This window comes from uncultured Methanobrevibacter sp. (assembly GCF_947169325.1).
In the GTDB taxonomy this organism is placed as follows: domain Archaea; phylum Methanobacteriota; class Methanobacteria; order Methanobacteriales; family Methanobacteriaceae; genus Methanocatella.
Genome location: NZ_CAMVPN010000085.1, coordinates 1 through 9,452 on the forward strand (window position 1 = coordinate 1; position 9,452 = coordinate 9,452).

Annotated in this window: 9 protein-coding genes; 5 read left to right on the forward strand and 4 right to left on the reverse strand. The window is 36.6% G+C overall.

All coding sequences use genetic code 11. The features are described 5' to 3' along the window. The 4 genes from Q0W26_RS10045 to Q0W26_RS10060 all read left to right on the forward strand — a co-directional run. Positions 1-1,082, forward strand: a 1,082-nt coding sequence (locus Q0W26_RS10045; protein WP_298524733.1) for a sensor histidine kinase, incomplete at its 5' end; no start/stop codon positions are given. A 60-nt stretch (positions 1,083-1,142) separates the two neighbouring features. After that, positions 1,143-1,553 carry a response regulator gene (locus Q0W26_RS10050; protein ID WP_298524735.1) on the forward strand — a complete coding sequence of 137 codons (411 nt, stop codon included), beginning with the start codon at positions 1,143-1,145 and terminating at the stop codon, positions 1,551-1,553. 9 nt (positions 1,554-1,562) lie between these two features. Next, positions 1,563-3,299: a glycosyltransferase gene (locus tag Q0W26_RS10055; protein ID WP_298524738.1), complete on the forward strand. Its 1,737-nt coding sequence runs from the start codon at positions 1,563-1,565 to the stop codon at positions 3,297-3,299. After that, positions 3,296-3,919, forward strand: a complete 624-nt coding sequence (locus tag Q0W26_RS10060) for a hypothetical protein (RefSeq protein ID WP_298524741.1) — start codon at positions 3,296-3,298, stop codon at positions 3,917-3,919. Before Q0W26_RS10055 ends, Q0W26_RS10060 begins: the two co-directional genes overlap by 4 nt. A 98-nt stretch (positions 3,920-4,017) precedes the next feature. Here Q0W26_RS10060 and Q0W26_RS10065 read toward each other — a convergent pair whose 3' ends face one another. Genes Q0W26_RS10065 through Q0W26_RS10080 form a run of 4 tightly spaced genes read right to left on the reverse strand, consistent with a single transcriptional unit; the run spans position 4,018 to position 7,150 of the window. Next, positions 4,018-4,614: a hypothetical protein gene (locus tag Q0W26_RS10065; RefSeq protein WP_298524744.1), complete on the reverse strand. Its 597-nt coding sequence runs from the start codon at positions 4,612-4,614 to the stop codon at positions 4,018-4,020. Further along, positions 4,615-5,205 (reverse strand): DUF6891 domain-containing protein, encoded by a 591-nt coding sequence (locus Q0W26_RS10070; protein WP_298524746.1) that lies wholly within the window; start codon positions 5,203-5,205, stop codon positions 4,615-4,617. A gap of 7 nt (positions 5,206-5,212) precedes the next feature. Beyond that, positions 5,213-5,905 (reverse strand): DUF6882 domain-containing protein, encoded by a 693-nt coding sequence (locus Q0W26_RS10075; RefSeq protein WP_298524749.1) that lies wholly within the window; start codon positions 5,903-5,905, stop codon positions 5,213-5,215. Positions 5,906-5,914: 9 nt separating this feature from the next. Further along, entirely contained in the window at positions 5,915-7,150 is a 1,236-nt protein-coding gene (locus Q0W26_RS10080; protein ID WP_298524752.1) for an LL-diaminopimelate aminotransferase, read from the reverse strand. Between the two features lie 323 nt (positions 7,151-7,473). On the opposite strand from Q0W26_RS10080, the gene Q0W26_RS10085 reads away from it, so the two are divergent. Further along, entirely contained in the window at positions 7,474-9,144 is a 1,671-nt protein-coding gene (locus Q0W26_RS10085) for a hypothetical protein (protein ID WP_298524755.1), read from the forward strand. Positions 9,145-9,452: the final 308 nt, after the last annotated feature.

The window sequence follows — 9,452 nt, forward strand, 5'->3', positions numbered from 1 at the left end:
GTGACTTGATAAACCGTTATGGTTTAATAAAAGACGTGAGTACCGATTCAGATAGAAAAATGACTAGGCCAGTTGATTTCCTGTTAAAAGGTTTTAAAAACAACAAGAAATTGGCCTTGCTCATCGAACCATTGCGTGTGAAAAAATATGAGTTTTCAGAAGGATTTTATGAAATGATTGAAATCCCTCCGGAAGATTATCATCATAGCCGCAAAGTCTTTGAGAATATCGTTGAAGAAGATGTGAAATGCAGATTACTACAATTGATTGAAGGGGAAGTCGATGAGGTTGAAGTAAGCTTTACTTACAATGTAGGCGGAAATCCAAACAATCAAAAGATGTGCGAATTATACCTTGAAAGGTTTAATTACGGTGCTGATACCCACAGTATCGGATTTTTAAATGACATTACAGAAGAAAGAGTCAAACAGCAAGAGCTTAGGGATGCAAACGAGCACCAAAAAATCCTCATTAAAGAGGTTCACCACAGAGTAAAAAACAACCTCCAAGTGCTTAACAGTTTCCTGAACCTGGAAAAAAGAGCTTATAAGAACAAACCTAACATAATCATTGACCATATGCAGTCAAGATTGTCTTCACTGGCCATTCTGCATGAAAAAACATACAATACCACTGACTTTAAAAACATTAACTTGAAAGAGTATATTGTAGACCAAGACAGTCAATTGAGAGGTTTAATCGGCCTAAGAGACGGTATTGAGTTTGAATCTGACGTGGATGATGACATCAACCTAACTATTGAAGTAATTACACCACTGCTTTTGGTTATTGATGAATTGACAATGAATGCAATCAAACATGCATTCCCAGATAAAAGCATACTTAACAAGAAGATATTAAAACAGATATCTAAAGTTGACGAGGAAACAGGAGTATTAATCCTCAAGGACAATGGAGTAGGTATCGACAATCCAGAAAAGATTACCAAAAACCTGGGATGTGAAATTATTAAAAATCTCACAAAACAGTTAGACGGTAAAATCGAATTGATTCAACATGAACATGGAACAGGATACAAACTTACATTCCCGTTAGATATGGAACATACAATTGAGGGATAATATATTATAAATTTTAAATAAAATGAAAAACAAAATTTTTATATTAAATGAGAGGATAACATGAACGAAAGAATTTTAATTGTAGAAGACGAAGCAATTACAGCACTCGATATGAAATACAGTGTAGAAGAATTAGGTTATGAAATTGTAGATACTGTTGATACCGGACAAGATGCTATCGATACCGCAGCAGAAACAACACCAGACGTCGTATTAATGGACATTAAATTAAAAGGAGACATGGAAGGTATTGAAGCAGCAGAAGTTATTTCAGAATTCAACATTCCAATCATTTACTTGACAGCAAACACCGATACTGATACCTTTGAAAAATCAAATGTGAAAGGATCATACGGATTCGTTTCCAAACCATATGACATTAACAAATTAGACAGGACTCTCAAGATAACAATCAAAAGAGCACAACGTGACGAAAAAGACTATACTGATGCAACAGGATTTACAGAATAACTGAGAAACATGACTGAATTTCAATTAATAGAAGGAAAGCCAAAAATATTCCTAATAAGTTCAAACAAGGAACTGATAGGTGAAATTCAAGAGTATGTTGAAAACTACGATTATGATTTCGTAGGCTCAACATCAAGAAAAGAGGATATATTCAGAAAGCTTGATGAATTATCACCTAACCTAATACTTTTGGATACTGAAATTCCGGATTTGGATTTGCTTGAATTAAGCAATGATTTGGAGATGTACCATATTCCAAGAATAGATGTCATAGGAATGACCTTCAATGACACTGTCGATGAACTTATGCTTAGTTCTTATGGATATCTACTCAGACCTCTTGAAGAAGGGGAAGTGCAAAGGGCAATGGCCGTTGCTTTAAAAAAGCATGAAAGAACTCAGCAGAATGTAGCTGAAGCAAAATCCAAAATACAGGAAAAAAGTACTGAGCTTTTAATTGAAAAATCAGATTCAAGTTTGCTTTTAATTTTATGTGTTTCATTGATTATAATAGCTCTCCTATCCAGAAATGCAACCTGGCTTCAATGGGTAATCTTAATTCCGACTGTACCTATGCTTATAAACTCACTCGTCAGTCTCAAAAAGCAAAAGGGCACTCCACCTATGGAAGAGCTTCCTTTCATCAGCATTTTCATTCCTGCTCACAATGAAGAATACACAATCGGAGAAACCGTAAAAAGCGTATGCCAATCTGAATACCACAAAGACGGCGAACCACAATACGAATTGATTGTTGTAAATGACGGTTCCACCGACAGAACCGGAGAAATCCTAGCGGAATTAAAAAAGGAATATCCTCAGCTTAAAATCGTTACAAGACACCCTCCAAGATCCGGAAAGGGCAAAGGTTTCGTTTTAAATGATGCTTTGACATTATCCCGTGGTGAAATCATAGGCGTTTTCGATGCAGATACCCAAATCAAAACAGATTACCTGATGACAATTGTAAAATACCTCAGCGATGACATTGCAGGAGTGCAGTCAAGAGTTAAAATGTTCAATAAGAATGAAAACTTTTTAGCACGTATGCAGCATGTGGAATTTACAACATTCGGAAATACCCTTATTGCAAAGGACAATTTGCAATTTACAGGCTTTTTAGGTGGAAACGGCCAGTTCGTGAAAAAACAGGCCATTATCGATTCCGGAAAATGGGACGGATTTGCGGTAACCGAGGATTTGAACCTCGCAATCAAAATCATTCTTCAAGGTGGAAAAATACGTTACTGCGGTGAATGTGCTGTATATCAGGAAGCAGTTACAGATTGGAGAGCCTTCTTTAGACAAAGAACAAGATGGGCTATTGGAAACTTTGAAACATTGTTCGTTTATCTTCCACAGATTATACACTCAGACATCCCTATCCTGAAAAAGTTCAATGTTATCGAACACATCTCATTTTACAGTTTTAACTTGCTGATCTTTTTCGGATTCGTTATCACAATATTTAATGCTATTTCATGGTTCTTCTTCCAGAATACGACTTTGATTAGAATGGAAGCTCCTTTGTTTGTAGGTATCCTGTCTGCAGTCGCATTTTTCCCAGGCCTTATCGCTGCACTTTTAAGGGACAGACTTGGAGTCGTGGAATTCATTAAGGATTTCATCAAGTATTACATTTATTGTTTCCATTTAATTCCATTGTTTTTCTTAACCATGTACACAATGATGACAAGAAAAGAAAGAAAATGGGCTAAAACTGTGCATAAAGGAGGAAAAAAATGAGAAAAGAAGACAAGGTACGTGGGTTTTTAGTCATTATTTTAATCATATTTATTGCAATTAACATTAACAGTATCAACAATTTTTTAAGTTTCCACAATGATGAAACAATTGAATTCGGACACAGTACTGTCATTGTGCCTGAATCATGGAATACTACTGACAAACTGAATTCAGCAGACGAGGCCAAAACCGAGAATGCACTCACCAACGGATATATCATCATAGACCATTGGGATGACTGGCCTGAAGATAAGATTACATCGATATCCGAAAAGACCTTCAAGTCCATGGAAGACGGAGGATATAAAGTTCTTAAAAATGAAAATTTAACTTTAAACGGAGTTGAAGTTTCAAAACAGTATTTCAAAAATCCGTCACGAGATAATGATACAGTATGGACTCCTGTAGGAGTGAATTACGTATTCTCCAAAGAGGACAGCAATTATACCGTGCAGGTCCATTATTTCACAGACCAAGACTACAAGAATGAAACATTCTTAAAAGAGATAGACACTCAGGTTGAAAATGAAATAGAAAACATTCACAACAAAGATTATAACCCAGTCGTGTCTTCAGTCTGGCATGTGGTTGATACCATTAAAGGAATCCTGCCGCATTAAAAAATAAGATTCAATAATTATAATAGATATTGTTACCGGGTAACCGAAATATCTATTAAACTACTTTTTTTAGTATTTAAAGAAAAAATAAGATAATATTATTTTTTGGTATTCATCAAAGGATGGTTTTCGCACATAGGATCCTTTATGAGAATGTTTCTTTTCTGATGATATTTTAAAAGGTAAAGCATCCATTGGTTGGAAAGCTCCCTAAGTGAAGCGTCATCCAATCTCTCTTCCCTGGTGAAGAAATCCATCTGATTTCCACCAACGACAATAGCTATTTCCTTTGTTCTTACCAGCATGAAAAAATCGTTGCGGATATTATGAATATCGAAGTCATCAACGACTGAAATTGTTTTTTCCTTTTTGAAATCATGGAAAAAGTTGTTGAGATATTCAAAATCGACAAACTTAATTTCCTCAATGTCAAATAAAACCTCTTCACTCAATAATTTGCTTTTGAAGTTATATTTCGCTAAAAATTCAATATCCCAAATATTATCGTAGAATACTGTGATAAATGAATCGGCCGCAAAGCGAACTGTTAATGTGAAATCCTCAGTTTCCTTCGGAACTCCCAACTCCACATCGTCGAATTCAAGATATATGGAGTCCTGTGAGATTTCAACAGAAACCAATTTGCCTGAGTTAACAATAACTTCACGAATTAATTTTAGTGAACGAATATTCATTTAATCACCTGTTTTTTTAACATAAGTTTCGTATGCCCCTTCAATTTCGTATTCCTTTTCGCCATTGAAGGATTTGTCCCATTTAAATGGGCTTATTTCTATTTGGTCATTTATGGTTTCATCCCAGTCTATTGAGAATTCCTGAGAGAGACATTTGGCAACAATCTTGCCTATTTCCAATGCCTTTTCTTCACTGCCTTCGAAATCCCCGAAAGTAATCTTTAACTTATCATCCCAAATGGCATCCTCAACATCCTCAAAGGTGTAGAAGCAAAAGCCTTCGGGGTTGAATTTATTGTTTCTTAGATGAACAAAAAGTTCAAAAGCATCGGCAACCCCCTCTTCAATATCGAATCCGCAGTTGTGGATTGCAACGATATCTTCGGCTGCCAGAGCTTCAAAAACATTTTCCAGTTTATTAAAATTAATGTTGTCGAAATCATTCAATGTAACGCTGAAATCGGAAAAGTCGATTTCCTCATCGATAAACTGCTCTTCCATTATCTCAATGATTTCGTCCTCATCGAAAAATCCAGATTTAGCAAGTAAATCTTTCATGTATTCGATTTCCTCAGCCAAATCCTGATTCATGCTATCACTAATCTTCTTCCAAAAGCAATTGGATATGAGTTACGTTTCCCCTTTCGGTAAATCCGACAATGACTCTGCTTTCACCTATTTTTGCAACCGCAAAGTCATCATGAGGCTTGTAGATGTATCCCTTAAGCTTTGTATATGATTCGAATGCAACTTTGGCGAAAACATTGAAGTTTTTCTGGAAGATTGCAAAGTTGACTCTGAACTTTTCGGGAGAATCGTTTTCCTTGATTAAATCGGAATTGACTGCCACAAATATTGCAAGGCCATCTTCAGGCACTGCATAATATGCATCCAAGTCCAAAACTCCTGTTGTAACCATTGCCAGATTATGGCAGGTATCCAAATCAGTCTCGAATATTGGAGTGGTAAGTTGAGGTATATTGAATTCATCCCCAATGGCTTTCATTTGGAGGGCGGATTTGATGAGATCCGCGCCGAATATTTCCTCATTGTCCCATGCCCATGCCCACTGGTTCATCTCTTCTGTGAAAAATCCGATGACCTGTATGGGAAGGTCAAAGTCCTTGAAACTTAAAACTCCCTTTTCCAAGTCCAATTCACCTGTTTCTTCTCCCAATAAATCGGATAAGTTTTCCTGTTTATCCAAAGCAACGGCACCATATTTGGACAAAATCATCTTGAATGAATCACCCTGTTCTATCTCTACGGGTTTTTCGAATTTTGCTTTCAAATTTAACACCTAAAATTCTAGTTTTGAAATTCTATCCATTGCCTCTTTGGTGTTTTCCAAAGTGTTGAATGCAGTAAGCCTCAAGTATCCTTCACCGCTTGGACCGAAACCTGAACCTGGAGTTCCGACTACGTTGGCCTCGTGGAGCAATAAGTCAAAGAATGCCCAGGAGTCCATGTCGTTTGGTGTCTTTACCCATATGTAAGGTGAGCTTACTCCCCCGTAGACTTCAAGCCCCATGTCTGTAAGGCTTTCCCTTATGACTTTGGCGTTTTCCATGTAGTAGTCAACGACATCCAGAATCTGTTTTCTGCCTTCTTCGGAGTATGTCGCTTCAGCAGCCCTTTGGACAGGATATGATGCACCGTTGAATTTTGTGGTTTGTCTTCTGTTCCATAACGGATTGATTTCCACTTCATTGCCTTCGCTGTCAAATCCTTTCAATTCCTTAGGTACAACTGTGTATGCACAGCGTGTTCCGGTAAATCCTGCGGTTTTGGAAAAGCTTCTGAATTCAATAGCAACATCCTTTGCACCTTCGATTTCATATATACTGTGAGGCACGTTTTCCTCTCTTATGAAGATTTCATAAGCGGCATCGAAGAGTATTATTGCATTGTTGTCCCTTGCCCAATCCACAAAGACTTTGAGCTGGTCTTTTGTAAGGGTGGTTCCTGTAGGGTTGTTAGGATAACACAAGTAGATTATGTCAACAGGTTCTGCTGGAAGTTCTGGAACAAATCCGTTCTCAGCATTACATTTGAGGTAAGTCAAACCGTCATACATTCCATCATCGCCCATCTCACCGGTTCTTCCGGCCATTACGTTTGTATCCACATATACAGTGTAGACAGGATCGGTAACTGCTATCCTGTTGTCGATTCCGAATATTTCCTGAATGTTTCCAGTGTCACATTTTGCGCCGTCACTGATGAAGACTTCTGATGTGTCAAGGGAGACTCCCAGCGGAGCGTAGTCATTTTCAATGATGGCTTTAGCCAAAAATTCGTAACCTTGTTCCGGTCCGTATCCCATGAAGGTTTCGCCGTCACCCATTTCATCTACTGCATCCCTGAATGCTTTTACAACAGCAGGAACCAAAGGTTTGGTTACATCCCCAATACCCATTTTGATTATGTCTGCATCAGGGTTTGCCTTTGCAAATTCCGCTTCTCTTCTTGCAACCTCTACAAAGAGATAGCTACTTTTCAATTTAAGATAGTTTTCATTAATTTTAACAACCATGATTAATCCTCATAAACATTAATCTAATTTATATATTATTTTAAAAATATATAAAATGAATGTTTTAAAAAAATTGCTAATTTTTCATTAAAGCAAAAAATAATAAATGGCAAAAATTCAGACCTATGAAAACCTAAAAACAGACATAATTTTTTAAATCACCAAATTTTAAAAGACTCTATTTTTAATCAAATGAATTATAATTGTTTAATAGCTAATCTAAACAAAAACAGGCAGAATTTTAATTTGCATGAAAATATTTATAATTAATGATTTTACATATATAAATAATAATATAAACTAGGGATTTAAGTTGGGATAATATGAACGGAATTACTATATTACTATGGATAGCCATATTTGTAATAGGCGCAGTCGCCGCTGTTGGCGTTAAAAGACACTATGGAAATGCAGAATTAGGAAAAGATGATAAACCATCACTTTCAAAGGAAAATAAAAAAGGATTATTTTCTTTTGGAAATAAAAATGATTCCGATAAAAACCGACTCTCCCAACCAAACCTGAACTACACTACTCAAGAAGCGCCAAAAGACAATTATCCAGCAGAGGAAATCAAGACAAGCACTCCTCAAAACATAGAATACGAATCTCCAAATCAGGTACTTATTGATTATGAAAATGAAGTTAAAAAATTTCACGAACCAATGACTCAAAATCAGATTGATATTATGACATCCAATAACGAACAAAATGAAAAACATGAATTGAAAGATTTATTTACCATTGATGAACTCATTAAAGAATCAAAAAGAAAAGACAGCGAAAGGGAAAAGGAATCTCAAAAAATTGAAACCAAAGCTGAAGACACAACCGAAATCAAGGAAAGCATCCTCAAAAAACAGGAAAATGACGAAGTTGAAGAAAAGCTTATCGAAGAGATCCTTGCAGATGATGAAATTAGCGAGCTTTTGAATGCTGAAGCTGAAGAGGAAAGCGGTGAAAGCATTCAGGACATCATCGATTCAGCAGAAAGCAAAGTGGAAACCGTTGAAGAAACCAAAGAGGAAACAATCCAAGACATCATCGACTCTGCAGAAGCTAAAGAAGAAACAGCTGAAGAAACCAAAGAGGAAACAATCCAAGACATCATCGACTCTACAGAAGCTAAAGAGGAAACAATCCAAGACATCATCGACAATGTTGAAGCCGAAAAGGAAAGCGTCCAAGATGTTCTCGACGTTGAAGAGACCCCTGAAGTTCCTGAACCTGCAACCCAAAAGGACATTGCAGAAGCAATCACCAACGCTTCACAGGAAATTGAAGAGGAAAAAGAAGATGAAATTGGATTTTCAGAAAGCGAAGGCATTACTGATGCTGTTCTAAACTCCGAAGAAGAAATCAAACAGCCAACACTGAAATCACCTACCAAAATAGATGAAATCAAAGAACCGAATGATGACACTAACCTATATACACCAAAACAGGAAGAAAACGAACTCGATTACAGGAAGGATTTGGCTAAAATAACAAATACCATCAGAGGATCAAGACTCTTCCAGGACGTCAAAGAGAAAATCAGGCCAAGTGAACCTGAAACAGAGCCTATTGCAGATTTGGAAGAAAACTACATCAGAACAGTCAATGACTATGAAGATGCATATGTAGATGAATATGAACCGATCATCAATGAAACCCATGACGAATTCGGAGAGGAATACGAACCGTTCTACGATGAAGATGCAATAAGGGAAGAAAACACCCGCAGACTAATGAAGACCGTTGAAAGAGTACCTGAACCTGAAGTCGCAAAACCGGTCATTGAAACAATCAAACCTAAACCTGCAAGGGAAAACATCAAAATCAAAATGGGCAATGCTGACATGGTGCTTAAAAAAGGAGATGAAATCATCTTTAAACATGATGGAGAAACCTATTCCAGTCAGGTTTATGCAATAAACGGTGATGATATCTCCGTAAGGTACAGACGCAAAGACATTATAATCAAACCTGAAGACGTTAAAAAGATATATTAAATATCTTTTTAGCCAACACCACACCATTTCTTTTTTTTACATTAACGACCTCCTCTTGAAAACCATAGCTGAAAAAGAACCGCGATATATATCCCCAAATCAAATCTGATATGAAAATACGAAACGTTAATGTTAATCTCAAAGAGAATCAATTAAAATCCACATCACATTAACGACTGCAATTTAAAAACAGCACCATCAATGCAAATCACATTAACGGAAGCATTTGAAAAACACAATTTCAGATGAGAACTGACATTAACGAGTGCGACCCACAATTTTCATAATTTTTATATATTTTTTATTAC